Source organism: Simplicispira sp. 125, assembly GCF_003096555.1.
Lineage (GTDB): Bacteria > Pseudomonadota > Gammaproteobacteria > Burkholderiales > Burkholderiaceae_C > Simplicispira.
The window spans coordinates 2,206,225-2,233,017 of sequence record NZ_QEKM01000001.1; the positions used below are offsets into that span (position 1 = coordinate 2,206,225).

General features: G+C 60.1%; 25 protein-coding genes. 10 read left to right on the plus strand and 15 right to left on the minus strand.

What is annotated here, in order from left to right; genetic code table 11:
- Position 1: 1 nt before the first annotated feature.
- The 6 genes from C8D04_RS10380 to C8D04_RS18980 form a co-directional block, all read right to left on the minus strand.
- The gene (locus C8D04_RS10380) at positions 2-2,131 is read right to left on the minus strand and encodes a type IV pilus secretin PilQ (protein ID WP_116004774.1); all 2,130 of its coding nucleotides are present in this window, start codon (positions 2,129-2,131) and stop codon (positions 2-4) included.
- Entirely contained in the window at positions 2,128-2,673 is a 546-nt protein-coding gene (locus C8D04_RS10385; protein WP_116004775.1) for a pilus assembly protein PilP, read from the minus strand. Before C8D04_RS10385 ends, C8D04_RS10380 begins: the two co-directional genes overlap by 4 nt.
- Positions 2,670-3,353 (minus strand): type 4a pilus biogenesis protein PilO, encoded by a 684-nt coding sequence (locus tag C8D04_RS10390; protein WP_116004776.1) that lies wholly within the window; start codon positions 3,351-3,353, stop codon positions 2,670-2,672. Before C8D04_RS10390 ends, C8D04_RS10385 begins: the two co-directional genes overlap by 4 nt.
- Positions 3,354-3,356: 3 nt before the next feature.
- Positions 3,357-3,962, minus strand: a complete 606-nt coding sequence (locus C8D04_RS10395) for a PilN domain-containing protein (RefSeq protein ID WP_116004777.1) — start codon at positions 3,960-3,962, stop codon at positions 3,357-3,359.
- Complete coding sequence (locus C8D04_RS10400) at positions 3,959-5,038, minus strand: pilus assembly protein PilM (protein ID WP_116004778.1); 1,080 nt, start codon at positions 5,036-5,038, stop codon at positions 3,959-3,961. The genes C8D04_RS10395 and C8D04_RS10400 overlap by 4 nt, the downstream gene beginning before the upstream one ends.
- 143 nt (positions 5,039-5,181) lie before the next feature.
- A complete protein-coding gene (locus C8D04_RS18980) occupies positions 5,182-5,472 on the minus strand; it encodes a hypothetical protein (protein ID WP_233521271.1) in 291 nt (96 codons plus the stop codon).
- On the opposite strand from C8D04_RS18980, the gene C8D04_RS10405 reads away from it, so the two are divergent.
- Positions 5,387-7,693 (plus strand): penicillin-binding protein 1A, encoded by a 2,307-nt coding sequence (locus tag C8D04_RS10405; RefSeq protein WP_233521155.1) that lies wholly within the window; start codon positions 5,387-5,389, stop codon positions 7,691-7,693. The two genes, C8D04_RS18980 and C8D04_RS10405, sit on opposite strands and share 86 nt — an antisense overlap.
- A 45-nt stretch (positions 7,694-7,738) precedes the next feature.
- Here the strand turns inward: C8D04_RS10405 and cyaY are convergent, their stop codons facing one another.
- The gene (gene cyaY / locus C8D04_RS10410; RefSeq protein WP_116004780.1) at positions 7,739-8,068 is read right to left on the minus strand and encodes an iron donor protein CyaY; all 330 of its coding nucleotides are present in this window, start codon (positions 8,066-8,068) and stop codon (positions 7,739-7,741) included.
- 12 nt (positions 8,069-8,080) lie between these two features.
- Here cyaY and C8D04_RS10415 point away from each other — a divergent pair, with 12 nt between their 5' ends.
- Positions 8,081-8,290: a lipoprotein gene (locus C8D04_RS10415; RefSeq protein WP_116004781.1), complete on the plus strand. Its 210-nt coding sequence runs from the start codon at positions 8,081-8,083 to the stop codon at positions 8,288-8,290.
- A complete protein-coding gene (lysA, locus tag C8D04_RS10420) occupies positions 8,287-9,564 on the plus strand; it encodes a diaminopimelate decarboxylase (protein ID WP_116004782.1) in 1,278 nt (425 codons plus the stop codon). The genes C8D04_RS10415 and lysA overlap by 4 nt, the downstream gene beginning before the upstream one ends.
- A 49-nt stretch (positions 9,565-9,613) precedes the next feature.
- Here the strand turns inward: lysA and C8D04_RS10425 are convergent, their stop codons facing one another.
- From C8D04_RS10425 to C8D04_RS10445, 5 genes are all read right to left on the minus strand, one after another.
- Complete coding sequence (locus tag C8D04_RS10425; RefSeq protein ID WP_116006135.1) at positions 9,614-10,252, minus strand: protein-methionine-sulfoxide reductase heme-binding subunit MsrQ; 639 nt, start codon at positions 10,250-10,252, stop codon at positions 9,614-9,616.
- Positions 10,253-10,299: 47 nt separating this feature from the next.
- The gene (gene msrP, locus C8D04_RS10430; RefSeq protein ID WP_116004783.1) at positions 10,300-11,295 is read right to left on the minus strand and encodes a protein-methionine-sulfoxide reductase catalytic subunit MsrP; all 996 of its coding nucleotides are present in this window, start codon (positions 11,293-11,295) and stop codon (positions 10,300-10,302) included.
- 129 nt (positions 11,296-11,424) lie between these two features.
- A complete protein-coding gene (ccsB, locus tag C8D04_RS10435; protein ID WP_116004784.1) occupies positions 11,425-12,762 on the minus strand; it encodes a c-type cytochrome biogenesis protein CcsB in 1,338 nt (445 codons plus the stop codon).
- Positions 12,759-14,912: a cytochrome c biogenesis protein ResB gene (locus tag C8D04_RS10440; protein WP_116004785.1), complete on the minus strand. Its 2,154-nt coding sequence runs from the start codon at positions 14,910-14,912 to the stop codon at positions 12,759-12,761. The genes ccsB and C8D04_RS10440 overlap by 4 nt, the downstream gene beginning before the upstream one ends.
- Before the next feature lie 131 nt (positions 14,913-15,043).
- Positions 15,044-15,673, minus strand: coding sequence for a c-type cytochrome (locus C8D04_RS10445; protein WP_116004786.1), 630 nt, complete (start codon positions 15,671-15,673; stop codon positions 15,044-15,046).
- Between the two features lie 73 nt (positions 15,674-15,746).
- Between C8D04_RS10445 and yihA the strand changes: the two genes are divergently transcribed.
- Together yihA and C8D04_RS10455 are read left to right on the plus strand one after the other, a co-directional pair.
- On the plus strand, positions 15,747-16,457 hold the full coding sequence (yihA, locus tag C8D04_RS10450) for a ribosome biogenesis GTP-binding protein YihA/YsxC (RefSeq protein ID WP_116004787.1): 711 nt from the start codon (positions 15,747-15,749) through the stop codon (positions 16,455-16,457).
- 94 nt (positions 16,458-16,551) lie between these two features.
- The gene (locus C8D04_RS10455; RefSeq protein WP_116004788.1) at positions 16,552-17,463 is read left to right on the plus strand and encodes an alpha/beta hydrolase; all 912 of its coding nucleotides are present in this window, start codon (positions 16,552-16,554) and stop codon (positions 17,461-17,463) included.
- Between the two features lie 87 nt (positions 17,464-17,550).
- Here C8D04_RS10455 and C8D04_RS10460 read toward each other — a convergent pair whose 3' ends face one another.
- Positions 17,551-18,417: a lipid A biosynthesis acyltransferase gene (locus C8D04_RS10460; RefSeq protein WP_116004789.1), complete on the minus strand. Its 867-nt coding sequence runs from the start codon at positions 18,415-18,417 to the stop codon at positions 17,551-17,553.
- A complete protein-coding gene (locus C8D04_RS10465; protein ID WP_116004790.1) occupies positions 18,414-19,262 on the minus strand; it encodes a lysophospholipid acyltransferase family protein in 849 nt (282 codons plus the stop codon). Before C8D04_RS10465 ends, C8D04_RS10460 begins: the two co-directional genes overlap by 4 nt.
- Positions 19,263-19,394: 132 nt before the next feature.
- On the opposite strand from C8D04_RS10465, the gene metK reads away from it, so the two are divergent.
- The 5 genes from metK to groL all read left to right on the plus strand — a co-directional run bounded on the left by metK (position 19,395) and on the right by groL (position 24,779).
- Positions 19,395-20,576, plus strand: a complete 1,182-nt coding sequence (metK, locus tag C8D04_RS10470; RefSeq protein ID WP_116004791.1) for a methionine adenosyltransferase — start codon at positions 19,395-19,397, stop codon at positions 20,574-20,576.
- A gap of 311 nt (positions 20,577-20,887) precedes the next feature.
- A complete protein-coding gene (locus tag C8D04_RS10475) occupies positions 20,888-21,073 on the plus strand; it encodes a DUF1328 domain-containing protein (protein ID WP_116006136.1) in 186 nt (61 codons plus the stop codon).
- Between the two features lie 367 nt (positions 21,074-21,440).
- Positions 21,441-22,511, plus strand: a complete 1,071-nt coding sequence (locus C8D04_RS10480) for an NUDIX domain-containing protein (RefSeq protein ID WP_116004792.1) — start codon at positions 21,441-21,443, stop codon at positions 22,509-22,511.
- Positions 22,512-22,754: 243 nt separating this feature from the next.
- On the plus strand, positions 22,755-23,045 hold the full coding sequence (gene groES, locus C8D04_RS10485; RefSeq protein ID WP_116004793.1) for a co-chaperone GroES: 291 nt from the start codon (positions 22,755-22,757) through the stop codon (positions 23,043-23,045).
- 84 nt (positions 23,046-23,129) lie between these two features.
- Positions 23,130-24,779, plus strand: a complete 1,650-nt coding sequence (gene groL, locus C8D04_RS10490; protein ID WP_116004794.1) for a chaperonin GroEL — start codon at positions 23,130-23,132, stop codon at positions 24,777-24,779.
- A 316-nt stretch (positions 24,780-25,095) separates the two neighbouring features.
- Here the strand turns inward: groL and C8D04_RS10495 are convergent, their stop codons facing one another.
- On the minus strand, positions 25,096-26,697 hold the full coding sequence (locus C8D04_RS10495) for a FapA family protein (RefSeq protein ID WP_158550305.1): 1,602 nt from the start codon (positions 26,695-26,697) through the stop codon (positions 25,096-25,098).
- Positions 26,698-26,793: the final 96 nt, after the last annotated feature.

Consider the following 26,793-nt stretch of genomic DNA (forward strand, 5'->3'; position numbering starts at 1 on the left):
TTTATCGAGAAGCTGATTTATCTGTGATCACCTTGGGGGTGATGAAGATCAGCATTTCTTGCTTGTTTGCCTGTTTTGTGCGCGTTTTAAAGAGATTTCCTACACCTGGAATATCGCCCAAGAAAGGAACTTTCGCTTCAGTTTCATCTTCGAACAATTCAAAAATTCCACCAATCACAACGGTACCACCATTTTCAACCAACACCTGCGTCTTAATTCTTTTCGTATTGATTGCACGAACGTTATTCAAAACCTCACCTGGACTGTCTTTATTTACATCCAGATCCAAGATGATATTTCCCTCTGGGGTAATCTGAGGCAAAACTTCCAGTTTCAAAACGGCCTTCTTGAATGCGATGATCGTGCCACCATTGGGTGCAGTGACAGGGTATGGAAACTCAGTACCTTGCTCAATAGATGCCTTGGTCTGATCGGCAGTGACAACCCGGGGGCTGGACACAATCTTGCCTTTTCCATCTGCCTCCATGGCAGAAATTTCCAGATTCAGGAAGCGGTTCGCAGCCGAGTTGAAGATCGAAATAGCAAAACTCGTCGGATCGTATCCACCTTGGGCTTGTGCAGGCAGGTTGACAAAATTACCCAAAGTATTCACCGCTCCACCTGCGCTGGTCGACGCGACAGCATTGCTGTAACTCGTGCCGACTGCCACTCGGTTTCCTCCACCGAGGTTGTATCCGCCATCACCACCACGGTTGGCCCGCAAATCAGTTGCGCCCAACCGAACCCCGAGGGACCGGCCGAAGGTATCAGACGCCTCCACGATGCGCGCCTCAATCATGACCTGCCGAACCGCCACATCCAGTTTGGCGAGTAGTTGGCGCACCTCTTCAAGCTTGGTTGCAGTGTCGGTCACAAACAGTTGATTGGTACGCGGCTCGGCGATGGCACTGCCTCGTTCGGACAAGAATCGGTTAGAGGTGCCACCACTGGTCGCTCCACCTGCACTGGTAGTTAGCTGAACAACCATATCTACCGCTTTGGCATAGTTCATCTGGAACGCCTGCGTACGCAAAGGCTCTAATTTCTGAATGGCAGCCGCCGCTTCGAAATCCTTCTTTGTACGATCATCAATCTCGTCCTTGGGCGCAATCCAGAGCACATTGCCCGTCTTACGCATCCCCAGCCCCTTGGCCTCCATGATGATTTGCAGTGCCTGATCCCACGGCACATCCTGCAGACGCAGCGTCATGGCACCCGTCACGGTATCGGAGGTGACGATATTGATATTGGTAAAGTCTGCAAAAACAGCCAAAAGAGAGCGAAGCTCGATACTCTGAAAATTTAATGAAAGTTTTTCATTGCTATAGCCAGGCCCTTGGCTCAACTTGTTGAGATCCACCTTCTTCTGACGGACTTCGATCACAAATTGGTTATCGCTCTGGTACGCACTGTGCTCCCAGTCACCAACAGGCTCAATGACCATGCGGACATGGTCGCCTTGTTCAGTGGTCGTCACCATCTGCACTGGAGTCCCGAAATCAGCAACATCCAGGCGGCGGCGCAAACCTTCTGGTAGCGAAGAACGGGTGAAATCAACCGTCAATCCTTTGCCTACCTGTCGCAAATCGACCCCCACCTGGCTGCTGGCCAAGCCTATGACAATTCGGCCAGAACCATCTGGACCACGGCGAAAATCGACATCCTTGATAGGAAGGATATCGTTGGTACCAGCTTCCGCAAAGACAGTGGACGGTTTTGGCTGACTGGCACCCGACGCAACCGGGTCCAGCTGAATCAGCAGCGCTTTGCCCTGGAGTTCGGCCCGATAAGAAGTCGCCTGCTTGAGGTTGAGCACCACACGCGACCGCCCTCCTGCCTGCACCACATTGACCGACTTCAAATTACCCTGGTTGACCTCCACCATGGAACGGCCCATGGCGTTACTGGCACCGGGAAAATCGAGCGCGATCCGTGCCGGCGACTGCGTAGTAAAACCGGTGGGAACGGCACCTAACGGCTCGGACATCTCAATCCGGACGACTTCGGCACCCGCCTGCATGCTGCCTGTAACAGATTCGATAGCCCCCTCAGCCCAGGCGAATGACGCCAGACATGTGGCAACGGCCACAACTGCTGCACGATTAATAATTTTCATGGTCTTTTGCTTCATTTCTTCGCCTCCTCCTGCAGTTCCAGCGATGTGGCGCGCTCTATCCAGTCACCCGTAGCGTCCTGCACAATTTCGCGAATCTGGATGGCCGTTTCCGTAATGGCAGTGATCCGCCCATAGTTCTGTCCAAGATAGTTGCCCACCTGCACTTGGTACAAAAGATTGTCCACCTTCAACAAAGCCGTCGGCTTGCTCGTCTTGTTCAAACTGCCCACCATGGCCATGACATCGAGCGGAAAGGCTTCCAGCGGTTCTTTTCGGCGTGCCATTTCAGGCGCGATCAGCGCTGCATTCGATGCCACCTGCGAAGATTCGCGCCGCAAAGCCTGGGTCAATTTAAGCGAATTGAACGGCTCCATTCCCGCATCGGCGGTATAGGGCTGTGGATTGAATTGCTTGGGTTCTGCGATCGGCGTGACGCGCGGCTTCGCCTGCGCCCGTTCGTCGGACATCCATTGACGAAGCTCATCTTCACCTGATGAACTACAACCCAATAACGAACTCACACACAGCGCGATGAATGCAATCGGCAGGAATTTCATTTTTTCGCTCCTGCTTTTTTTCCATCCCGTTGTGCCTGCACTTCTTCCGGATCAAGATAACGGAAAGTGCGCGCTGTCGCATCCATGGTCAGGTTCCCACTCAACTTGTCCTTTACCGATACGCCAATAGAAATATCATTCAAGGTCACAATGCGCGACAAATTGGCAATATCGGCTGCAAATGCCCCCATATCGTGGTATTTGCCAGTGACTCGCACGGCAATCGGCAATTCAGCGTAATACTCCCGCACCACGATCTGCCCGGGCCGAAACAGCTCAAACTGTAAGCTGCGCCCCAGACCAGCCTGGTTGATATCAGACAGCAGTGCTGCCATTTCAGCTTTGCTGGGCAGTTGTTTTTCCAGTTGGATCACGTACTGCTGCACCTGCTCACGCTGCTTCTTCAAGAGATCAAGACTGACCGCTTTCTGCAGCTTCTTTTGGTAGTCCTGCCGCAATGTCTGCTCAGTCGCACGCTCACTCTCCAGTTCCACCTCATAGTCTGTGAGTTTGACGAACCATAATGCGACTGCTACGCCTACCGCCAAGAAAAAGCACAGCAAATAGCGCGGCAAAGGTGGCCAGAGCGAGGGATCTTTGGTATCCAGATTCTTGAACTGGCGCGCCAATTGCTCCTGCAACTGCGCCATATCGATATTAGAAGCTTGTTTCTTTGCCATAGCTTATTTCCCCGCCACACTCGCGGCTTCCATGGCCTTTTGCGCCTCACTGGAACGCATTAACTGAAAGCGCAGATTAAAGGCGGATACGCGGCGCTGGTCGCGCGGCGTCAATGCCACATTGGCGGCCACAATTTCCACGAGCTCTGGCTTGGAAAGCCAAGGCGTATTGTTGGAAAGATTGCGCAGCATCTCAGAGACACGCTCGTTTGACTGCGCCATCCCTTGCAACGCCACCGACTGGTTCGTCTGCTTGAGTGCCGTGATGTACACGCCATCGGGCAGTTGCTGAACCAACTCGCTGAGCAAGTGCACAGGCAGGTTGCGATCAGATTGCAGATCTTCTACCGCCTTTTGGCGAGCACGAAGCGCGGCAATTTCTTCTTCAATGGTCGCGATTTCCTTAATCTGGCCTTCCAGAAGCTTGATTTCACTTTGAAGAAACTGGTTTTTACCTTGTTGTTCCTCGATTTGCATCTGGAACCACCAATAAATGGCCCCGGCAATCACGAGACCGATCAAGGCCGATGCCAGCATCGTCGCTTGGAAATTTTCCCGACGGCGCTTGCGTGCAGCCTCCCGATGGGGGAGCAGGTTGATAAGAATCACTGCAGGAACCTCCGCATCGCAAGTCCGCATGAGGTGAGGTAGGAAGGCGCCTCACGTACCATTTTTTTCATGCGGACTGAACTTCCGATTTCCATGCCATCAAAGGGATTGACGATGCTGCACGGGAACCCCGTGTGTTGCGTAACCGCATCAGTCAGCCCTGGCAAGGGAGCCGATCCACCGGCAAGCATGATGTGATCTACCCGGTTGTGGGGAGTACTTGTGAAGAAAAACTGCAATGCACGGCCAATTTCCTGGGACAGGCTCTCCACAAAGGGGCGCAACACTGCTGACGAGTAATCGTCAGGCAAATCTCCACTGCGTTTTTTGCTTTCTGCCTCTTCCGCTGAAAAACCGTACTGCCGCACGATGAGCTGGGACAACTGCGCACCACCAAAAGCCTGGTCTCGGTCGTACAGGACTTCGTCGTTGCGAATGACCTGCATGCTGGTCGTCAGCGCCCCGACTTCGAACAAGGCCACCATCGTGTCCACACCCTTGTTGGGGAAGGCCTCCATCAGTCGGCTCGCCGCCAGACGTGACGCATGGGATTCAATATCGATGATTGCAGCTTTGAGCCCAGCCGCTTCAGCCAAGCCCTGTCGATCCTGTACTTTTTCGCGGCGTGATGCAGCGATCAGGACCTCAACGTCTCCAGGCGCGTTCTTGCTGGGGCCAATCACACAGAAATCCAGACTCACCTCATCCAGGGAAAAGGGGATGTACTGGTTGGCTTCGGATTCCACCTGCACCTCCAACTCTTGGTCGGACATGCCTGCGGGCAATGTGATTTTTTTGGTAATCACGGCAGAAGGCGGCAAGGCCAGCGCCACATTTTTCGTGCGTGTGCCGCTTTTCTTCACCACCCTGCGCAGGGCTTCGGCGACTTCATCGAATTTCTCGATGTTGCCATCCGTAATCCAACCACGCTCCAGTGGCTCGATGGCGCACCGTTCCAGGACCAGGCCACCCGCCTTGTCACGCCCTAACTCCACCAGCTTGACGCTGGAGGAGCTGATGTCGATGCCCAGCAGTGGCGCGGACTGGCGACTGAACAGAGATCCCGCAGAGATCAAGATGGCCCCCTAAAAATTGTCAATCAGACACAACATAACTTAACATTTCACATGAATGCTATCAGTAAGATACTTCTCCAGCAAAGAGTTTTCCGGCCGTTGCACATTTGAACCGTTGTCAAAAGCAGACGTTTGACGCCACACTACAACCCCTCGGGGCCCATCAGCACGCCCAGTGCACACCCATTTGGGGACTGCTTTTTGTCATCCCCCAAAAAATGCCACAGCGCATTTTTATAATGGCCTGTCATTTCAATCCGGAGCGATATGCCGCCCCCCGCCACGATAAAATCCGCAAACACTGCGACTCCTTCAACATCCTCAAAGCGACCGGTATGGCTCCGATGGATGATCCGCTTGACGCTCTGGATGCTGGGCCTGGCAGCCGCTGGCGCACTGTCCCTTGCCTTTGTGATTGCCGTGGCGCTGGCCATGGCCTACCCCAATCTACCCGACATCTCCGACCTGGCAGACTACCGGCCGAAGCTCCCTTTGAGGGTCTACTCCGCAGAAGGCGCCTTGCTGGGTGAGTTTGGTGAAGAGCGGCGCAACCTGACGCCCATCGGCGAAATCCCCAAGGTGATGAAGGACGCCGTTCTTGCCATTGAAGACACGCGCTTCTTTCAGCATGGCGGCGTAGATTACAAAGGCATGCTGCGCGCAGGCTTGGCCAATCTGGGAAAGATGAAAAGCCAGGGCGCATCCACCATCACCATGCAGGTGGCGCGCAACGTGTATCTTTCTTCGGAAAAAACATTTACTCGAAAAATTTACGAAATATTACTAACTTTTAAATTAGAGCATTTCCTGACCAAGGATCAGATTCTTGAGATTTATATGAATCAGATTTTTCTGGGAAATCGGGCCTACGGCTTTGCGGCTGCATCAGAAACCTATTTTGGCAAGCCACTCAAAGCTGTAACAATTGCAGAAGCAGCCATGCTGGCCGGGTTGCCCAAAGCCCCATCAGCCTACAACCCCATCAGTAATCCGAAGCGGGCCCGGGCACGACAGCTCCACATCATCGACCGCATGGAGGAAAACCGCTTCATCACCCCTGAAGAGGCATCCGCCGCGCGCACCGAGCACGTCAAGATCCGCACGGGCTCGGACAGCACCCGTGTCCATGCCGAGTTTGTGGCTGAAATGGCGCGCCAGCTGATTTTTGCGCAATATGGTAATGAGGCCTACACGCGCGGCCTCAACGTCTATACCACCCTGAACGCGGGTGAACAGGAGGTCGCCTATCGTGCCTTGCGCCAAGGCATCATGAACTACGAGCGCCGACAGCACTACCGCGGCCCCGAAAAATTCGTCACGCTTCCCAGCACCCCGCAAGAGCTGGAAGAAACCATCGACGACATTCTGGCCGACCATCCAGACAACGGCGACGTCCTGTCGGCCATGGTGCTGGAAGCTGGAGCACGCAAAATTGTTGCCATGCGCCCCAACGGCGACACCATCGAAATCACGGGGGAGGGCCTCAAACCCGTGCAATCCGGGTTGAGCGACAAAGCACCACCCAACATCAAGATACGCCGTGGCGCTGTCATTCGGGTGGTCAAAACTCCCAAGGACACCTGGGAAGCCACACAATTACCCGAAGTCGAAGGCGCTTTTGTCGCCATCGATCCCCGCACAGGCGCACTCAAGGCGTTGGTGGGCGGCTTTGATTTTGACAAAAACAAATTCAACCATGTCACCCAGGCATGGCGCCAACCTGGCTCGAGCTTCAAGCCTTTTATCTATTCGGCTGCGTTGGAAAAGGGCTTTACGCCGGCCACCGTCATCAACGACGGCCCTCTCTTTTTTGATGCCGGGGTCACTGGCGGAAAGCCTTGGGAGCCAAAGAACTATGACGGCAAGTTTGAAGGTCCCATGACCATGCGGTCTGCACTGGCCCGGTCGAAAAACATGGTCTCGATCCGCGTGCTCCAGGCCGTAGGGGCCCGCAATGCCCAAGAATGGATCACAAAATTTGGCTTTGATGTCGAAAAGCATCCCGCCTATCTCACGATGGCACTGGGAGCGGGCTCGGTCACCCCGATGCAGCTTGTCGTGGGTTACTCGGTTTTTGCCAATGGCGGATATCGCGTCAATCCCTGGCTGATCTCACGCGTCACCGATCACAAAGGCAGGGTTCTCTCGGAGATCGAGCCACCCGCGACGCAAGACCAAGTTCGCGCGATTGAACCGCGCAATGCTTTCATCATGGACAGCCTGCTACAGGAAGTGGCCCGCTCCGGTACTGCGGCCCGCGCGCAGGCCACGCTCAAGCGGCCCGATTTGTATGGCAAAACCGGCACAACCAACGATTCCTGGGATGCCTGGTTTGCAGGGTTCCAGCCCACGATCGCCGCCGTCACCTGGATTGGTTACGACACACCCCGCAACCTGGGCAGCCGTGAAACCGGCGGCGGACTCAGTCTACCGGTATGGATCAGCTTCATGGAAAAAGCGCTCAAGGGCGTTCCTGTGATGGAGCCCACAGTGCCGGCTGGCGTCGTTAACGTCGGTGGGGAGTGGTTTTATGAGGAATATGCGCGCAACGCGGGCGTTTCCAGCCTAGGAATGGAAAGCGCCAGTGCGGCACCGCGACCCGAGGGCCCTGCTCCGGAGGAGCGCAGTCGCATCCTCGACCTGTTTCGCAATTGAATCCAATATCAGGAGAACGTAGTGCGCCTGAATGCGCCTGGCGCATTACCCTCTGAAGTCCAGTTGCAACCCTGATTGCGCCGCAGCATCGCTGCGCAGCTGGGCAAAGAACTCATTGCCTCCCTTGGTGTCCCGCCATGCGCTGCCGTCAAAACGGTAGTGGTAGCCCCCGGACTGCGCGGCCATCCAGACTTCGTGCAAGGGCCTTTGCAGATTGATGATGATTTGGCTGCGGTTGCTGAACATCAGAGTGATCATGCCGCCAGAGCGCTGGTTGTCGATATCGGCGTCCGTCTCATCGTTGATCCGGTCGCAGCATTGCTCTACCGCCTGCAATAAAAGCTCGGCACAGTCCATGAATTCAAGGTCGGTCATTACAATTTCAATATGTTGAGAGCGATACAAATTCTAGTCAGTGCCTTAATCCTTGCTGCCAGCGTGGCAAGCCTGAGTGCCTGTGGTCAGCGTGGTCCGCTGTTTCTGCCGACCGACGCAGCAGCACGCCAGCGCGCCACCCTGCCGCAAACACTGGCACCCAGCTCTGCCGACCCCGCTGCACCACACCCTTCCACCCCTGCTTCGACTGCCACACCATGACTTCCAAGGCCCTGCCCGGCGCTCCCCATATTGCCTACCGTGACAACGCACTGTGCGTCGAGGGGCTGCGCGCCAGCGAGCTTGCTGCGCAGTACGGCACACCGCTGTTCATCTATTCAACCGCTTCGATGCGTGATGCACTATCGGCCTACCAGCGCGGCTTTGCCGGACGCAAGCTGCATATTTGCTATGCGATGAAGGCCAACTCTTCGTTGGCGCTGCTGCAGTTTTTTGCTCGCCAGGGCTGCGGATTCGACATCGTCTCGGGCGGTGAACTGGAACGGGTCATCGCTGCAGGCGGAGACCCCGGCAAGGTGATTTTCTCTGGCGTGGGCAAAACGCGGCACGAGATGCGGCAGGCCCTGCAGGCCGGTATTCTGTGCTTCAACGTGGAGAGCGAAGCCGAGCTGGAAGTGCTGAGCGAAGTGGCCGTGGCGGCGGGCACGACGGCACCGGTCAGCATCCGCGTGAATCCGAATGTCGATCCCAAAACGCACCCCTATATTTCCACCGGCCTCAAGGGCAACAAATTTGGCGTGGCCCATGAACGCACCCTCGCCACGTACCAGCGCGCGGCGGCCCTGCCGGGCCTGCGCGTGGTGGGCATTGATTTCCATATCGGCTCGCAGATCACAGAAGTCACACCTTACCTCGATGCCACCGAGCGCATGCTCGATCTGGTGGAGCAGATCGAGGCGGCAGGCATTCCCATCCACCACATTGATTTTGGCGGCGGACTGGGGATCAACTACAACGGCGACACACCTCCTGCTGCCGATGCGCTGTGGCAGCAGTTGTTCTCCCGAATCGACGCGCGCGGCTTTGGTGACCGCCAGTTCATGATCGAACCCGGTCGCTCGCTGGTCGGCAATGCAGGTATATGCGTCACCGAAGTGCTGTACCTCAAACCTGGCGAAGAAAAGAACTTCTGCATCGTTGATGCCGCCATGAACGATCTGCCCCGCCCGGCCATGTACCAGGCTTTCCACGCCATCGTACCGGTACAAGCTTCCAGCGATGCCGAGCAGATCTACGACGTAGTGGGGCCGGTCTGCGAGAGCGGCGACTGGATCGGCCGCGACCGCAGCCTGGCCGTGCAGGCGGGTGATCGGCTGGCTGTGCTGTCGGCAGGGGCGTACTGCATGTCCATGTCCAGCAACTACAACACCCGGGGGCGTGCGGCCGAGGTGCTGGTGGACGGCGACCAGGCCCAACTGATCCGGCAGCGTGAGACCGCGGCCGACACCTTCCGCAATGAAATACTACTAAAATAAGGCTCTAACGCTTTACCATCAAGCGTTAACAGCTATATTTTAAATAGCATCAATCCGCTGCAACGGCTCCGCCAATGCGCGTGGATTTTTCGCGCTGGCATACGCGGCGCCAGAGCCGCCAGCCCAGCAGAACAGCCAGAATGGCGCCGTACAACCAGACCTCGGCAAAGTTGTTCTTGCCGGCCCGCATCCAGTAGAAATGCAGAATCGCCAGCCCCGCCACGGCGTACACCGCGCGGTGCAGCGCCCGCCAACGGGCGCCGCCGAGCCATCGGATAGCACGGTTGAACGAGGTTGCCGCTAGCAGCGTCAACAACACCCCCGCCAACATGCCGACGAGGATGAAGGGACGCTTGATGACATCGCGCACAATCTCGGCACCGTCCAGACCCATGTCAAACCAGGCATACGCCAACAGGTGCATTGCCGCGTAAAAAAAGACAAATAGACCCAGCATGCGGCGAAAACGCGCCAGCGCAGGCGTTGCGGTCATCACCCGCAAAGGCGTTACCGCCAGCACCAGGCACAGCATGCGTAACGTCCAATCGCCCAGCGCGCGAATCAAGGCCTCGGCCGGGTTGGCACCCAGCGCGTCCGTGGCGGCGGCAAAGACCAGCCAGGCCAGGGGCAGCAGCGCCAGCCCAAAGACCAGGGGTTTGGCAGCGGGGTGCATCAACAATTTTTTCATGGAAATAGCGGCACGCAGCAGCACCGTCTGCTCAGAACGGCAGGTCGTCAATAGAACTTTTTGAGGTCCATGCCGGCATACAGCTGCCCCACTTGTGCCTCGTATCCATTGAACATCAGAGTCTTGCGCTTGCGGGCGAAAAGACCATCTTCGCCAATACGGCGCTCAGTGGCTTGGCTCCAGCGCGGGTGGTCCACCTGGGGATTCACGTTGGAATAAAACCCGTACTCCTGGATGGCGGCCTTGTTCCAGGCAGTGGGAGGCTCTTTGTCGGTGAAGCGAATCTTGACAATGCTCTTGGCGCTCTTGAAGCCATATTTCCACGGCACCACAATGCGCACCGGCGCACCATTTTGTTTCGGTAGCACCTCGCCGTACATGCCAAAAGTCAGCAGGGTCAGCGGGTGCATGGCTTCGTCCAGCCGCAGGCCCTCGGTATAAGGCCAGTCCAGCACGCGCGAACCCACACCGGGCATGGTGGCCTTGTCGGCCAGCGTCAGAAACTCCACATATTTGGCACTTCCCAGGGGCTCGACACGCCGAATCAGGTCGGCCAGCGAATAACCTACCCAAGGAATCACCATTGACCAACCTTCCACGCAGCGCATGCGGTAGATGCGCTCTTCCATGGCACTGAGCTTGAGCAAGTCTTCGAGACCGTAGCGACCGGGTTTCTTCACCAGCCCTTCGATCTCTATCGTCCAGGGCGTCGTTTTCAGCGTATGGGCGTTGCGGGCCGGGTCGGCCTTGTCGGTCCCGAACTCGTAGAAATTGTTGTAGCTGCTAGCGTCCTGGTAGCTGGTGGGTTTTTCCATCGTGACTGCACCTGCCACGGCCGACTTGATGCCGGGCAATGCGGTCAACTTGCCTGGTGCCTGCACCTGGGCCAGCGCCTCGCGACCCGCCCAGGCGGCCAACGTGGCACCTGCCAGGCCCGCAGCACATTGGCGCAGCAGCTGGCGGCGCTCTTCGTACACCCCACGGGGGGTAATTTCAGAAGCGACAGGGTGCTGGAATCCCGTATCGCGGGAAAAATGGGCCATCGAATTGCTCCAGTGGGGTTTTTGGTTGCTGTGACAGATAGAGCGAAATGAAAACCAATTCGTTCCATTCATTGTTCAGATTACAACGCTCACCAAAAACCCGCCGACCGGGCCCCGCTTACCCATCTACTACAGTGTGCCGTAGCTGTGCAGACCGCTCAGGAACATGTTGACCCCGAGGAAGGCAAAGGTGGTGACCACCAAGCCCACCAGCGCCCACCAGGCGGACACCGTACCGCGCAAACCCTTCATCAGGCGCATGTGCAGCCAGGCAGCGTAATTGAGCCAGACGATCAACGCCCAGGTTTCCTTGGGGTCCCAGCTCCAGTAGCCGCCCCAGGCCTCGGCGGCCCAGAGTGCGCCCAGCACGGTGGCAATGGTGAAAAACGCAAAACCCACCGCGATGGACTTGTACATCAGGTCATCGAGCACCTCGAACGAGGGCAGGCGCTCACCAATACGCTTACGGCCCAGCAAAATGCTGGCAACGATGAGCGCGGATACGCCGAAATACACCATCCAGTAGCTGCTGCCCGCGGCGGTGGAGCCCTGGCGGAAGACCAGGGGCTCAAAGCACAGCACCACGCCCAGCAGCCATAGCGGTGCCAGCTTGTACCAGCGCGTCTCGGTCGCCTGCTGCTTGATCAGGTAGGCAAAAGCCACCATGGCCGACAACGCAAAGGTACCGTAACCAATGAAGTTGGCGGGTACATGCAGCTTCATCCACCAGCTTTTGAGAGCAGGTACCAGAGGCTGGATTTCATGCGCGTCGCGCACCACCGTGTACCACAACAGAAAACCCACCGCTGCGCTAACCACCAGCATGACAAAACCGCCCAGGGCGCGCGTGCCGTACTGCTCTTCGTAGTACAGGTAGAACAGCGCGGTCATCCAGCAGAACATGACAAACACCTCATAGAGGTTGCTCACCGGAATATGGCCGATGTCAGGGCCAAGCAAGTAGCTTTCATACCAGCGCACCATGGTGCCGATCAAGGCCATGCCCACGGCGACCCAAACGAGGCGTGAGCCGATGAGAGACATCACATCGCCCTCGCCGCGCGAGAACATGCCGATCCAGTAGAACAGCGTTGCCATGAAGAACAGCATGCTCATCCACAGGATGGCCGACTGGCTGGACAGAAAATACTTGAGGCCGAACACTGTTTCGGCGCGCCCCAGGCTGCCTGCACCATCGATCTGGTACAGACCGATGGCCATCAACGAGAGTGCAGCCACCGCCAGCATCAAGGAGCGCAGGGGCCGCCAGAACCAGCCCAGCCACACCAGGCTGGGGATGGCGGCAAGCAAAATGCCTTTTTCATAGATGTCCATGTAGGCGCCGTAACGCTGCAACGCATACAGCCCCCCCACCACCACAATGGCAGCAAAGAGCCAGTCCAGCCAGTTTCGGCGGGAGAAGAAGCCCTCATTGAGGGTCACCGTGATGGTGCTAGCAGTATTCATGTGGAGCCTCCATGGCGGCTCGAAGGTGCCGCCCCAATGAGTTTTTCGGTCAGTTGGGCAAACTCGCGGTCGCCATCCATTGTCTTGCGATTGGTCGAAAGTGCCATGGTGGCATGGGTACGCCCATCGCGGGGGGCCAGCCAGACCCAGACACGGCGCTCACGAATATAGAGCATGGAAAACACCCCCAGAATCAGCAAGGCGCAGCCCAGATACACCACGTTTTTACCCGGCGCACGCGCTACCTGGAAGACACTGGCCTGCACCTGTTTGAAATCCTTGAGTTCGAACAGCACAGGCGCCGGATAGAACTGGACATCGCTCAGCGCCATCACCGACTGTGTCATGAACCCCAGTGTCTGGTTACCCGGTTGAAGCGGCGCAAGCCCGGCGCGCTCTTGGGTGATCTGCGCCAGTTCGTATAACGCGCCATTCAAAATCCGGATCAGCACCTCGCCAGCACGCGAGCGTTCTGCCTCGGGAACATTGGCTTCCATAAACTCGGAGATAGCCGCCAACCCGCCATGGCGTTTGCCCGCTTCATCCGTGCGCCCGGCAAAAAGCGTCAGCGCCCGCGAAGTCGATTCGGCCAGTTGTGCCGACAGCTCTTTACGGCCCGGATCGACGGCCTGGGCCACATAGCGGCGCACAGCCTCCGCACGGTCGGCGGGACTGGACAGCGCCGCATGCAGGCGCATGAAACCGTTGATCCCGCCCTGCGCATCGACCGGCAGGCGCAAGTAACGGAAAGGATCGGATGGTTTTTCGCGCACGCCGAACAAGAAAACCGCAGGCGAGCCGTCGCCCATGTCCACAGGCAGCATGTAGTTGTGGAACTCGCGCGCCTGGCCTGCCGCATCGCGCAGCTTGTAACCGATGCTGGGGCCGACATTGCGCAAATCCGTTTTGCTCTCGGTCTTGTTGGCCGCGCCCATGCGGGCGTCGATGGAGTGGCGCAAATCCACCTTGCGAACGTCGGTGCCGGTAGCGTCTTCGTTATTGCCAAAATTTTCTACGTTGATGGTGCGCAGCGAGGTGAATTCCAGCGACATCGGCTCCCCCCCCACGCCTTGGGCCAGGCGGGAGCTGGTGCCAATGGTGCCCTGCACATCGAACGCCGCCGCATTCGCTGCCAACGGCAGCGCGTGCAAAGACACCGTAGATCCGCCGTCGTCAAAGCTCGACTGGTAAATCTCGACCCCCTTGTAGCTGGCCGGATGGTTGACCTCAATGCGCGCCGGAACGGTCTCGCCCGTGGCCTTGTCGTGGATGATGACCTCACTGGCAAACAGCTTGGGCATTCCCGTGGAGTAGTACTCGACGATGAATTTTTTAAGCTCCACCGCGAAAGGCAGCTCCTGCAGCAGCACACCATCAGACTGGCTGAGGATGGCTGTGCTCGCCTGCGCACCTTCGCTGACCACCAGATTGCCGCGGAACGTGGGGTTGCGTTCACTCAAACGGTGCTCAGGGCGTACGTCGGCAATCATGCCGCCACCGGCAAACGGCGTTTTGCCGCCCACCCACATCTGCGCACGCACGATCAGATCGCCATCGAGCAAGCCGCCCAGACACACCAGCACGATGGCACTGTGCGCCGCGATGTAGCCAATTTTGTTGGCTGCGCCAGCCTTGGCGGCCACCATCCAGCCCGTACCCGGGCCTGCAGCGGTGTCACGCTGCTGCAAACGCACCTTCCAACCGCCGCCCACCAGCATCTGGCCAATGCGCCGGGCTTCGGTTTCGGTGCTTTGTTCCAGAGCGGCCTCGGCCTTGTGATGGAAAGCGCGCAGATTTTGCTCGCGGATGTTCTCTTTGTAGGTCTTGAGATCGGCAATGATTTTCGGGGTATTGCGCGCAATGCACAGCGAGGTGCTGGTGACCAGAAACGCCAAGATCAGCAAAAACCACCAGGCGCTGTATACCGTGTTGAGCTGCACGGCCGCAAACAGCTCCGCCCAGAAGGGGCCAAACTGGTTGACGTAGTTGATAGCAGGTTCGTGCTGCTTGAGCACCGTGCCAATCACCGAGGCGATACAAATGATCGTCAGCAGCGCAATGGCGAAGCGCATCGAGGACAACAGCTCGATACCGGCGCGCATCGCGTGCGAGCCCGTGCGGATGCGCACGCCGTGGGTGGTGTCAGACATGGGTGGAGAGTATGCAGCGCAGAAAGAAAAAGGGCGGGCCATCCAAAGATGGGCCCGCCCGCATTGGGGTTAGTCGTGCGCGATTGGTTCCGTACAGTGGCGGCAAAACCGCCCCGGACAGCGCGCAGCGATCAACGCAGCCCGGCGATGTAGTCCGATACTGCAGCGATTTCGCGGTCGTTCAGCTTGGCGGCCACACCGGTCATGTGGATATTGTTGTTGCGCACGCCGTCACGGAAAGCCTTGAGCTGGGCCTCGGTGTAGACCGCGTGCTGGCCCGAAAGACGGGGGTACTGCGCGGGAATACCAGCGCCATTGGGGCTGTGGCAGGCAGCGCAGGCGGCGATCTGGCGATCTGGGATACCGCCGCGGTAGATGCGCTCGCCCATCACCACCAGGTTTTTGTCCTTGGCAGCATTCTCGGCAGCGGGCTTGGAAGCCAGCCAGGCAGCCACGTTCTTCATGTCCTCGTCCGACAGCATGGAGGCAAAGCCTTGCATGATGGCGCTGGCGCGCTTGCCCGATTTGAATTCTTCCAGCTGCTTGACCAAATAGGCGGGGTGCTGTTGCGCCAGCTTGGGATTTTCAGCAATGCTCGAATTGCCGTCGGCCGCGTGGCAAGCCACGCAAACGGTGGAATAACTGGCTTCGCCCTTCGCAAGGTCGGGCTTGGCGGGTACCGGGGCGGCGTCCGCAGCAAAAGCAGGAAGAGCGGGAGCTGCCAGCACGGCAGCCATGAGCAAGGAGGCGAGCAACTTCATATCGAGGGACTTCGTTGTGGTGGCGCTAAACCACGCGATTCTACAATGAGGCTCCACCGCATCCAATTGATCCATGACACTCTCTGTTCCTGCGCCAACTGCTGGCCCTGTTTCGCCCGCACCCGATGCCCGGACCGCCATGGGCTGGATGCACACGGCGCGCTTCCTCACCACCGCCGCGCAACTGCACCAGTTGCCGCCCGTGGATGTGCCGGAGATCGCCTTCGTCGGGCGCTCCAACGCGGGAAAGTCCTCGTGCATTAACACCCTGGCTCAGCAAAAGCAGTTGGCCTTTGCCTCCAAGAAACCGGGGCGCACGCAGCACATCAATCTGTTTTCACTGGGCCGCCAGGGCATCACCGACGCAGTACTGGCCGACCTGCCCGGCTACGGCTATGCAGCGGTGTCGCGCACCGACAAGAAGCGTTGGCAGCAGGTGATGGTGAACTACCTGGTCAGCCGCACCAGCCTGACGGGCATCGTGCTGCTGTGCGATCCGCGCCTGGGCCTGACCGAACTGGACGAGGCTCTGCTCGAAGTCGTGCGCCCGCGCGTCGAGGAAGGCCTGAAGTTTCTGGTACTGCTCACCAAGGCCGACAAGCTGACCCGCGCCGAGCAGACCAAGGCGCTGTCGATTGGGCGACTGCAGGCCGGCGGGGGCGAGGTGAAGATGTTCTCTGCGCTCAAGAAACAGGGCGTGGACGAGACCGCACAACTCCTGTGGCAGTGGGCCCACCCGGATGGAGCCGCCGAGCCAGTCACCCCGGCAGCGCCCCAAGGCTGACACCCGGTGCAGGGCGGCAGCGGTTTCATTTTCAGTAAAAATGGCCTCTAGCGCTTATAAATAAAGCGCAGAAAGCTCTCTTTTAAATAGCAAAATGATCACCCGTATCGACATTCCCCTGCCCCACGGCACGACCCTGCACTGCCATGTGAGCGGTGAGCGGGGCCGCCCGGTGCTCATGTTTCTGCATGGCTTTCCAGAAGGCGCCTTCATCTGGGACGACCTGCTGGCGCACTTTTCGCAACCTGCCCACGGCGGCTACCGCTGCATAGCGCCTTACATGCGGGGCTTTGGGCGCTCCAGCAGCCCACCAGAAGCCGAGGCCTACCGCGCCAAATACCTGGTGCAGGACCTGGCAGCGCTGATCGCGGTGGAATGCGCCGACGGAGCGCCCCTTGAATGCCTGGTGGCGCACGACTGGGGCGGCGCCGTCGCCTGGAACCTGGCCAACCAGTGGCCGCAACGCCTGCGCCGCCTGGCCATTGTGAATTCACCGCACCCCGGCGCCTTTTTGCGCGAGTTGCAGCACAGCCCCGCCCAGCAGGCGGCCAGCCAGTACATGCATTTCCTGTGCCGCCCCGATGCCGAGGCGTTATTGGCCGAGGACGACTTCCGTCGCCTGTTCGCTTTCTTCAATGCCCCCGACGGCCGCGCGCCCGCCTGGCTGACCGACGCCGTGCGGGCGCAGTACCGTGCACTGTGGCAGCAAGGATTGACGGGCGCCTGCAACTATTACCGCGCCAGCCCGCTGCGCCCGCCCCGCGAGGGCGACGCCGGGGCCGCCACTGTCAGCATGCCTGCGTCCATGCTGACAGTGGCGATGCCTACGCTGGTGCTCTGGGGCATGGACGACCCGGCGCTGCTGCCCGGCCTGCTGGACGGCCTGCCAGGCTGGGTGCCGCAATTGCAACTCCAACAGATCGCCGGAGCCTCGCACTGGCTGGTGCATGAACAGCCCGAACTGGTGCGCCAAAGGCTCGCGGATTTTTTGCAATCAAAAGAATAGCTGCTTGCGCTCTCTGCATAAGGGCTGCGAGCCAATTGGGCATAAATCCACCCTTCCAAACCCTGGCCACAGGCGTCTCAGAGGCACTCAGTAAACACCTGGCTCACCCTCGGGCCGGGTCTTGAAACGCTTGTGTACCCAGTAGTACTGGCCCGGCATGGTGTCGATGTAACCCTGCAACTCACGGTTCATGCGCGCTGTGTCGGCCTCTGCATCGTCGGTGGGGAAATGCTCCCAGGCGGGAGACAGCTCGGCCACATAGCCCGTGGGCGTCAGGCGCGTGTACATGCCCAGTACCTTGGCGCGGCCCAGCCGGGCAAAGCGTGACAGCGAAGGCACCGTGGCCGTGGGCACGCCGTAGAACGGCACGAAGATCGACTCGCCCGGACCAAAATCCATGTCAGACAACAGATACAGCAGCCCGCCTTTGCGCAGGCTGGAAATGATGGGCTTCACCCCGTCGGCGCGGTTGAGCATGCGCACATCTCCAAAGCGCTGGCGCCCCGCCATGAACCAAGCATCCACCGCGGGATTGGGGTGCGTCGAGAAAATGGACGTGAACGCGCGCTGGGTGCGCAGGGGCAAGGCCAGCCCCCCCGCATCCATGCCGTAGAAATGCGGCGCAAAGATGATGGTGGGCGCATCGCCTTCCAGCTCGTGCACAGCGCCCTGCAGCTTCACGCGCTGCAGCACCACATCGCGCGGCGCAGACCACAGCCAGCTGCGGTCCAGCCAGGTCTGGCAAAACACCACGAAAGTCTCGCGCGCCCAGGCCTTGCGCTGCGCCAGCGTGGCCTGCGGAAAGCACAATTCCAGATTGCGCAGTGCCACACGGCGGCGCGGCGCCGCCAGCACGTACAGCACCTGCCCGATCAGCCAGCCGATGGCGCGCAATACCGGCAGCGGCAGATACGCCAGCATGCCCATGAACCACACCCCAAGGCGGCCGCTCATGCAGCACCTCCGGCGGATGCCTCGGCGCGCGGCTGCTTGTAGCGGGCATAGCCCCACAGGTACTGGTCCGGGCACTGGCGAATGATGTGCTCCATGGCGCGGTTGATTTGCAGCACAGCGGCCTCCAGAGAATCATCGAGCACCGCAGGCAGCGGCTCGATCACCAGCAAAAAACCCCGCCCCCAGGGCTGGCGCTCGCAGCGCGCCAGCAGCACGGTGGCCCCGGTCTGCTGGGCCAGGCGCACGGCCAGGGTCATGGTATAGGCGTCACGCCCAAAGAATGGCGCCCACAGGCCCTGCCCCTCGGGCGGCACCTGGTCGGGCAGCAGACCCACGGCCTCACCCCGGCGCAGCGCCTTGATCATCTGGCGCACACCCGCCAACGTGGTGGGTACGGCCTGCATGCCCGGGCGGTTGCGCGCGGTCTCCATCACCCGGGCCAGCCAAGGCTGGCGCGCCGGGCGGTACAGCACGGTGATGGGGCCGTGCGCAGCGCCCCAGCGCTGGGCCACGGCCTGGGCCGACATCTCAAAACACCCCAAGTGTGGGGTGAGAAACACAATGCCCCGCCCTGCCGCATGGGCTTGCAGCAGATGCTCGGCGCCCACGATGCGACAAGGCGGCGCGGCCCCCAGCCACAGCCGTGGCAACTCGGCCGCCATGCGCCCGGCATGGGCTACCGCAGCGCGCACTTGCGTGAAGCCGTAGCCTGCCAGCGCGGCGTTGTGCAGAAACCGCCGCCGGTACGTGGCCGAGGCCAGAAACGCCGTCCACCCCATGAGCGCACCCAGGGCGTGCAGCAGCCACAAAGGCAGCAAGGAAAAAAACCGGAATACAAAAGGCATTAAAATGACGGGGTCGCTGAGTTAAATGAGCAACTTGCAGGGCGACACTAAATAAATCTGCTAAAGCGTTCGCCAGAGCTCCCAAGGCTTCGGGCAACGCCCAACGATGCCGGAACACAGGAGTTTATTCAAATGGCGAACGACTTTCTTTTCACATCCGAATCTGTCTCGGAAGGCCACCCTGACAAGGTGGCGGACCAGATCTCCGATGCGATCCTTGACGCGATCTTCACACAGGACCCTCTCTCCCGCGTTGCAGCCGAAACCTTGACCAACACGGGCCTGGTCGTGCTGGCCGGCGAGATCACCACCAACGCGCATGTGGACTACATCCAGGTGGCGCGCGACACCATCAAACGTATCGGCTACGACAACACCGACTACGGCATCGATTACAAAGGGTGCGCCGTGCTCGTCGCCTACGACAAGCAGAGCAACGATATCGCCCAGGGCGTGGACCATGCGTCAGACGACCACCTCAACACCGGTGCCGGTGACCAGGGCCTGATGTTTGGCTACGCCTGCGACGAAACGCCAGACCTGATGCCCGCACCCATCTATTACGCCCATCGCTTGATGGAGCGCCAGGCCCAGGTGCGCAAGGACGGACGCCTGCCCTTCCTGCGCCCCGATGCCAAAAGCCAAGTGACCATGCGCTATGTGGACGGCAAGCCCCACAGCATCGACACCGTGGTGCTCTCGACGCAGCACAGCCCCGACCAGAGCGAGACGCAAACGAAGATGAAGGCCAGCTTCATCGAGGCCGTGATCGAGGAAATCATCAAGCCCGTGCTGCCCAAAGAGTGGCTGCAGGACACCAAGTACCTGATCAATCCCACAGGCCGTTTCGTCGTCGGTGGTCCGCAGGGTGACTGCGGCCTCACGGGCCGCAAGATCATTGTCGATACCTACGGTGGTGCCTGCCCGCACGGCGGCGGCGCCTTCAGCGGCAAAGACCCGACCAAGGTAGACCGCAGCGCAGCCTACGCCGCACGCTACGTGGCCAAGAACGTCGTGGCCGCTGGGCTGGCGCGCCAGTGCCAGATCCAGGTGGCCTACGCCATCGGCGTGGCACACCCGATGAACATCACGGTCTACACCGAGGGCACGGGCGTGATCCCCGACTCCGAGATCGCCAAGCTGGTGGCCGCGCAGTTCGACCTGCGCCCCAAGGGCATCATCCAGATGCTGGATCTGCTGCGCCCCATCTACGAAAAGACCGCCGCTTACGGCCACTTCGGCCGCGACGAACCCGAGTTCACCTGGGAGAGAACGGACAAGGCTGCCGCGCTGCGTGCAGCGGCTGGGCTGTAAGCCCGGCAACCCGCGCAGCGGGTTCGGCAGCCTTGCGGCGCAGGCTCATTTCGCGCAGCGAAGTGAAGGCCCGCAGGGCCGGGCTGAAGCCACAAAGCCCCAGCGCTGCGAGCAGCCGGGCTGTAGGGCGCGCCGCACCCAAGCGCAGTGTCGCGGGACGTCAACTACGGCACCAGGATGGACCGGGCCTACATGCCCGGTTCGTCCTACAAACGCTTCGCCCCCCTTCCTACGGCGTACGACGGGTCGCCCCGCTACCTTTGCAGACAAGCCGCGCCATCCAGCGCGCGGGGTCCTTCAAGGGGAACGACATGCTCAAGTACGCCATCATCTTCGCCATCGTCTCGCTGATCGCCGGCGCGCTCGGTTTTACCGGCATCGCAGCCGGCGCGGCCGGTATTGCCAAGATCCTGTTCTTCATCTTCCTGGCAATTGCCGTGCTGTTCGTCATCCTGGCAGTGCTGGGCGTTGGGGCTGCCCGCAAGGCGCTGAGGTAAACGAAAAAAGCCCAGCCCTGCCTGAGCAGGACTGGGCGCTGATTCAGACGGTCTCCTGCGCCTGCACCACGCGGTTGCGCCCGCACGGCCATGACCATGGCGGCACCCCCGGCAGCACCAGATTGAATTTAAGCCACAAAGACATGGATCTCTTTTATTTGTTTTGACTGCGCCGTGCGCGCTGATCTGGCCCACAGCGACAAGCCCGGCACAAAGTGTGCGTTTGCGCCAGATTTATCCCCTGTGGTCTATCGGGCCGTATGCCCACCACACGCCGTGGCTTCCTGGTAGGCGTGTTCGACCCATTTGACTGAAAATCAACACCTGCGCTGCATACACCAGCGCCAGCAGTTCATTTTTTCAAAGCATGTACGACACCGCCATCCTCATTGGGCGCTTCCAGCCCGTACACAACGGCCACCTGGCACTGCTGCGCGATGCACTTGCCGCAGCGCGCCAGGTCATTGTCGTGCTGGGCTCTGCCCATGCCGCGCGTTCGCCGCGCAACCCTTTCACCTGGCAAGAACGTGCCGCCTTGCTGCACGGTGCGCTACCCGAGTCCGACCAGGCACGGGTGCACATGCTTCCGATACGCGACTACTTCGACGAAGCCCGGTGGGCGCACGCAGTGCAGGCGAGCGTGCACGATTGCCTTGTGCAGCAGGGCGAATCATCGCCGGAGCGGACCAAAATCTGCCTGATCGGGCACTTCAAGGATGCCACCAGCGGTTATTTGCGCAGCTTTCCCCATTGGGAGTTGCGCGCCCTGGCTCGGCAGACCGACACCGATGCCACGCCCTTGCGCGCCGCCTATTTTTCGGCCGCACCGGGCCACGCCCAAGCAGCCTTGGCCCAGATACAGGACGAGTTGCCCGATTCCAGTCTCGATTTTCTGCGCCAATTTGCCCTGCACCCCGCCTACAGCGCACTGCAGGGCGAGTGGCACGCACTGCAGGCGGCCCGCCAAGCGTGGTCTGCAGCGCCCTATCCGCCTGTTTTTGTCACCGTCGATGCACTGCTGCGCTGCCGCAACCAGGTGCTGCTGATCCGGCGCGCCCATGCACCAGGGCGCGGCCTGCTGGCACTGCCCGGTGGGTTTATTGAATCCAACGAAACCCTGTGGCAAAGCTGCCTGCGCGAACTGGCGGAGGAAACCCATTGCGACCTGCCACCGGATGCGCTGGCGCAGGCGTTCCAGGCGGTACGCGTTTTCGACCATCCGGCGCGCAGCCAACGCGGGCGCACCATCACCCATGCGCACTACTTCGACCTGGGCGATCGACCACCACCGCACGTGCTTGCCGATGACGACGCCGCACAGGCCGAATGGGTGGCCATCGACGCACTTGCGGGGCTGGAAGACGAATACTTCGAGGACCATTTTCATATCCTCGACAGCTTTCTGGGCCTGCTGGCGCCTGCCGAGGCTCAAAGCTAGACGCGACTTCCCCCCGCTTGGGCCCCGTACCCTGGTGCGCCGCGCCACCGCATCGGCCACCAGAAATGGTGGCTTTTGCCATGGTGGCAAAGGCCCTCCTCTTGAAACGCCGCCAAATGCCCTTATCATTAGCACTCGCCCGACGTGAGTGCTAGCAGCACCCCATATCGAGCTGAAATTACTGAGCGCCTGCCTATCAGGCGCTTTGCATCGCAAGTGTTTTTTGAATCCAGGAGATATGCAATGAAACTTCGCCCCCTGAACGACCGTGTGATCGTCAAGCGCATCGAAAGCGAAACCAAGACCGCCTCCGGCATCTTCATCCCCGACAACGCCGCCGAGAAGCCCGACCAGGGTGAAGTGCTGGCCGTGGGCCCGGGCAAGCACGACGAAGACGGCGAGCGCATCGCCATGAGCGTCAAGGTCGGTGACCGCGTTCTGTTTGGCAAGTACAGCGGCCAGACCGTCAAGGTCGATGGCGACGAGCTGCTGGTCATGAAGGAAGACGACCTTTTTGCCGTCGTTGAGAAGTAATTCGCAAGCTACTTTATTGATAGCTTACAGCGCTTGACAGACGGGCGCTGGAACCGTATTTAACCCATATTCAGGAGCTCCAAAATGGCAGCAAAAGACGTAGTTTTCGGCGGCGAAGCCCGCGCACGCATGGTCGAAGGTGTAAACATTCTGGCCAACGCCGTCAAGACCACCCTGGGCCCTAAAGGCCGCAACGTGGTGCTCGAGCGCTCGTTCGGCGCCCCCACCGTGACCAAGGACGGTGTGTCCGTCGCCAAGGAGATCGAGCTCAAGGACAAGCTGCAGAACATGGGCGCGCAGATGGTCAAGGAAGTCGCTTCCAAGACCTCCGACATCGCTGGTGACGGCACCACCACCGCCACCGTGCTGGCCCAGGCCATCGTGCGCGAAGGCATGAAGTACGTGGCCGCCGGCATGAACCCGATGGATCTGAAGCGCGGCATCGACAAGGCTGTCACAGCCCTGGTCGCTGAGCTGAAGAAAGCCTCCAAGGCCACCACCACCTCCAAGGAAATCGCCCAGGTCGGCTCCATTTCGGCCAACTCGGACGAAACCATTGGCAAGATCATTGCCGATGCGATGGACAAGGTCGGCAAAGAAGGCGTGATCACCGTCGAAGACGGCAAATCGCTGGAATCCGAACTCGAAGTCGTCGAAGGCATGCAGTTCGACCGCGGCTACCTCTCGCCCTACTTCATCAACAACCCCGACAAGCAATCCGCGATTCTGGACAACCCCTTCGTGCTGCTGTTCGACAAGAAGATCAGCAACATCCGCGACCTGCTGCCCACGCTGGAGCAAGTCGCCAAGGCCGGCCGTCCTCTGTTGATCATTGCAGAAGATATCGAAGGCGAAGCCCTGGCCACGCTGGTGGTCAACACTATCCGCGGCATCCTGAAGGTCGTCGCTGTCAAGGCCCCTGGCTTTGGCGACCGCCGCAAGGCCATGCTGGAAGACATCGCCATCCTGACGGGCGGCAAGGTCATCGCTGAAGAAGTCGGCCTGACGCTGGAAAAAGTGACCCTGGCCGACCTGGGTTCGGCCAAGCGCATTGAAGTGGGCAAGGAAAACACCATCATCATCGACGGTGAAGGCCAGGCCGCTGACATCGAAGCGCGCGTCAAGCAAGTGCGTGTGCAGATCGAAGAAGCCACCTCCGACTACGACCGCGAAAAGCTGCAAGAGCGCGTGGCCAAGCTGGCCGGCGGTGTGGCCGTGATCAAGGTCGGCGCTGCCACCGAAGTCGAGATGAAGGAAAAGAAGGCGCGCGTGGAAGACGCCCTGCACGCAACCCGCGCTGCCGTGGAAGAAGGCATCGTGGCCGGCGGTGGCGTGGCCCTGCTGCGCGCACGCCAAGCGGCTGGCGAGATCAAGGGTGACAACGCTGACCAGGACGCCGGTATCAAGCTGGTGCTCAAGGCCATCGAAGCGCCCCTGCGCGAAATCGTGGCCAACGCCGGTGGCGAGCCATCGGTGGTGGTCAACGCCATTCTGGGTGGCAAGGGCAACTACGGCTTCAACGCCGCCAACGACACCTATGGCGACATGATCGAAATGGGCATTCTGGACCCCACCAAGGTCACGCGCACTGCGCTGCAGAACGCTGCTTCTGTCTCCTCGCTGATGCTGACGACCGAGTGCATGGTCGCCGAATCGCCGAAGGATGAAGCCGGCGCTGGCGGCGGCATGCCTGATATGGGTGGCATGGGCGGCATGGGCGGCATGGGCATGTAATGCCCACCGGGCAGGGCTCGGCCCTGTCCTGAGGCGCCCGCCTCATACGCAAAAAGCCCGTAGGCAACAACACCTACGGGCTTTTTGCTATCTCACTGGTAGCCATTTACACCCCATCCATAGGCTTCAAAGTTCTTTTGGAAGGCAACGTCGATGGAATGCCTGATGGACTGCAGCCTGCTGACTCACGCACGCTCCATGGGCCTGTTGCACACCATCCATGGGCCTTCACCAGGATCGCACCTGGCGCATTGCTTGCGGTCTGCACTCGCCATACGTCCACAGCACCATCTGTCCGGGCAAGGATACGCCACCGCTACACCGCAGGCACTGCGTAGCCACTGCGGTCGGTAAATACGACAACGCCCTCGCTATCGAGCCGAAAGCTGCCCGTCCGGTACTCACGGCGCAGGCGCGCCTGCACGCGACCAAAGGCGATGTCCACGGCGCCAGCCACTGCCATACCAACGTTGACCGCCGCATGGCGTGTCTTTGCCAGTTGCTGCTCGAGGTCTTCCACCGCCAACTGGGACTGGGCATGCACGTTCTGCGCATTTTTCAACGAAGCCTGTGCGCGCCCGAGCATGTCCTTAGGGTCGCCTGCGGCAGTCAGATGGGCGATCAATTTGAGCAAGCTGTCCTGCGCCGCCAATTCTTTTTCCATCTGCTGCTGCAAGGCAAGGTAGCGGGCTTCGAGTTCAGGGTTGGCGCCAAGCACCAGCCTGGTCACACCTGCGCTGGATGAACCCAGCAACGGCACCTGGATCAGCATCATGGCGGTGGCGCGGCCACCGATCAGCCGCCCGCGTTGCGGTGCACTGGCACCAATCATGATCTGGTTGAGCGATTGCAGTTCACACTCCATTACGGTGTCGCCAATGTCGATGGAGGTGCCGGCATACAACTGCGCAGCCTCGGCAAAGCGCGCGCTGATGGCGCCTGCGGCGCGCAGCCTGGCGTGGGCAATGACGCCGCCCGTGACCTTGATGGCACCACCGGCCTGGACAATACCGCCGTCCACCATGCCGCCGACAATGACATCACCGCTTGCGTGCACTTGCATGCCTTGGCCGATGTCGCCATCGACCTGCACCGTTCCGTCGTAATGGATGTTGCCAGTCTCCATATTGACCTCTGCAAGACGCAGGACAGGCTCGATCATCACGCCGCCGCGCACCCGAACGGGGTGGCCGGTCTGGCTGGCCTGGAGCAGGTTGGGGTCTTCGTCGGACACCTTGGCACCCGTCAGCTGCGCAGCGAAGGGCTCGTCCAGTCCGGGTTGGGCCAACAGGGGCTCGCCGCGCACGGTAACGCCCGCAACACCCAGCGTGGCCGGTCGGCGGCGCATCAGCAAGGCGCCGGTATGCACCATGACGATTTCCCCATGCTCGCGGTAGTCAATGAAACCGTTCTCATCCACCCTGGGCGTTCGGTCGGGCGCCGCAGGAATCAGCTCCTCAAACTCCGCATCGTGCCCATCCTGCGCCGGCACACCGCGCGCCACGACCACGGCTTCGCAGGCTCCGGCGGCGACCGCCTGGGCGATGGCCTGCGCGTCGACTTCAGCCACTACCCCTGCAAGAATGAGGCCCTGGTGCACGTCCTGGACCGTGGCCGACACCCCGCCTTGTGCGGGTGTTATATCCAGACTGGCAGACATGGCATCCGTGGCAACATGGATGCGCACGAGGGCGTTACAGCGCTTTGCAACGGGTAGCGAGAAGGGAGCAGGCGCGCTCTTGGCGTCCTGGGCGGCACGCTCCAACGCCTCGTGGTGCAGCAGGCAGTCGCCATAACCCTCGCGCACCAGCCAATCGTGCAGCGCCGCAGCATCGATATCGCCCCGCCCTTGTGCAGGCTGCACGTGAAGCAGGATGCTGCCATCAGACTCGCTCAGCGCCATACCGACAAAATCCATAGTCGATCGCCTCCCTTCAAGCAGGTGCCATGGCTGTGATTGCATTGCTGCAGCGTGGACCGCTGCCTGGAATTCTTGACGGCAAAAACTCTCGGC

What these genes read in the sequence shown, in the direction of transcription:
- C8D04_RS10380 (WP_116004774.1), bottom strand. Translation starts at nt 2,131, where the DNA reads ATGAAGCAAAAGACCATGAAAATTATTAATCGTGCAGCAGTTGTGGCC.
- C8D04_RS10385 (WP_116004775.1), bottom strand. Translation starts at nt 2,673, where the DNA reads ATGAAATTCCTGCCGATTGCATTCATCGCGCTGTGTGTGAGTTCGTTA.
- C8D04_RS10390 (WP_116004776.1), bottom strand. Translation starts at nt 3,353, where the DNA reads ATGGCAAAGAAACAAGCTTCTAATATCGATATGGCGCAGTTGCAGGAG.
- C8D04_RS10405 (WP_233521155.1), top strand. Translation starts at nt 5,387, where the DNA reads ATGATCCGCTTGACGCTCTGGATGCTGGGCCTGGCAGCCGCTGGCGCA.
- C8D04_RS18980 (WP_233521271.1), bottom strand. Translation starts at nt 5,472, where the DNA reads ATGGCCAGCGCCACGGCAATCACAAAGGCAAGGGACAGTGCGCCAGCG.
- cyaY (WP_116004780.1), bottom strand. Translation starts at nt 8,068, where the DNA reads ATGACCGACCTTGAATTCATGGACTGTGCCGAGCTTTTATTGCAGGCG.
- C8D04_RS10415 (WP_116004781.1), top strand. Translation starts at nt 8,081, where the DNA reads ATGTTGAGAGCGATACAAATTCTAGTCAGTGCCTTAATCCTTGCTGCC.
- lysA (WP_116004782.1), top strand. Translation starts at nt 8,287, where the DNA reads ATGACTTCCAAGGCCCTGCCCGGCGCTCCCCATATTGCCTACCGTGAC.
- C8D04_RS10425 (WP_116006135.1), bottom strand. Translation starts at nt 10,252, where the DNA reads ATGAAAAAATTGTTGATGCACCCCGCTGCCAAACCCCTGGTCTTTGGG.
- msrP (WP_116004783.1), bottom strand. Translation starts at nt 11,295, where the DNA reads ATGGCCCATTTTTCCCGCGATACGGGATTCCAGCACCCTGTCGCTTCT.
- ccsB (WP_116004784.1), bottom strand. Translation starts at nt 12,762, where the DNA reads ATGAATACTGCTAGCACCATCACGGTGACCCTCAATGAGGGCTTCTTC.
- C8D04_RS10440 (WP_116004785.1), bottom strand. Translation starts at nt 14,912, where the DNA reads ATGTCTGACACCACCCACGGCGTGCGCATCCGCACGGGCTCGCACGCG.
- C8D04_RS10445 (WP_116004786.1), bottom strand. Translation starts at nt 15,673, where the DNA reads ATGAAGTTGCTCGCCTCCTTGCTCATGGCTGCCGTGCTGGCAGCTCCC.
- yihA (WP_116004787.1), top strand. Translation starts at nt 15,747, where the DNA reads ATGACACTCTCTGTTCCTGCGCCAACTGCTGGCCCTGTTTCGCCCGCA.
- C8D04_RS10455 (WP_116004788.1), top strand. Translation starts at nt 16,552, where the DNA reads ATGATCACCCGTATCGACATTCCCCTGCCCCACGGCACGACCCTGCAC.
- C8D04_RS10460 (WP_116004789.1), bottom strand. Translation starts at nt 18,417, where the DNA reads ATGAGCGGCCGCCTTGGGGTGTGGTTCATGGGCATGCTGGCGTATCTG.
- C8D04_RS10465 (WP_116004790.1), bottom strand. Translation starts at nt 19,262, where the DNA reads ATGCCTTTTGTATTCCGGTTTTTTTCCTTGCTGCCTTTGTGGCTGCTG.
- metK (WP_116004791.1), top strand. Translation starts at nt 19,395, where the DNA reads ATGGCGAACGACTTTCTTTTCACATCCGAATCTGTCTCGGAAGGCCAC.
- C8D04_RS10475 (WP_116006136.1), top strand. Translation starts at nt 20,888, where the DNA reads ATGCTCAAGTACGCCATCATCTTCGCCATCGTCTCGCTGATCGCCGGC.
- C8D04_RS10480 (WP_116004792.1), top strand. Translation starts at nt 21,441, where the DNA reads ATGTACGACACCGCCATCCTCATTGGGCGCTTCCAGCCCGTACACAAC.
- groES (WP_116004793.1), top strand. Translation starts at nt 22,755, where the DNA reads ATGAAACTTCGCCCCCTGAACGACCGTGTGATCGTCAAGCGCATCGAA.
- groL (WP_116004794.1), top strand. Translation starts at nt 23,130, where the DNA reads ATGGCAGCAAAAGACGTAGTTTTCGGCGGCGAAGCCCGCGCACGCATG.
- C8D04_RS10495 (WP_158550305.1), bottom strand. Translation starts at nt 26,697, where the DNA reads ATGGATTTTGTCGGTATGGCGCTGAGCGAGTCTGATGGCAGCATCCTG.